Here is a 391-nt window from a genome sequence, read left to right as displayed (position 1 = left end):
CCTATGCCCTGGGCTGCCGCATCGGCGAAAAGACCGCGGTGGATCGCATCCGCCGCATCCGCCAACTGGACGACAAGCACAACTTCACCCTGGTCTGCCGCGACCTTTCCGAGCTGGGGGTCTATGCCAAGGTCGACACCGGCCTGTTCCGCCTGCTCAAGGCGCACACCCCCGGTCCCTACACCTTCATCCTCAGCGCCACCCGCGAGGTGCCGCGCATGCTCCTGCACCCCAAGCGCCGCACCATCGGCCTGCGCGTGCCGAACTGTCCGATCGCCCGGGCGCTGCTGGAGGAACTGGGCGAACCGCTGATGAGCGTGAGCCTGATCATGCCCGGCAGCGGCGAGCCGCTGAACGATCCCTATGAAATGCGCCAGGTACTGGAACACCA

Annotated in this window: 1 protein-coding gene; it reads left to right on the top strand. The window is 66.5% G+C overall.

Going from position 1 to position 391, the window contains the following annotated elements:
• Nucleotides 1–391 (top strand): Sua5/YciO/YrdC/YwlC family protein (locus tag MUU46_RS00040; RefSeq protein WP_258964436.1); only part of this gene is annotated, 391 nt, incomplete at both ends.

This window comes from Scandinavium tedordense (assembly GCF_024764965.1).
Lineage (GTDB): Bacteria > Pseudomonadota > Gammaproteobacteria > Enterobacterales > Enterobacteriaceae > Scandinavium > Scandinavium tedordense.
Note: the sequence above shows the minus strand (reverse complement) of the source record. Positions and strands in the feature narration are given on the sequence as shown.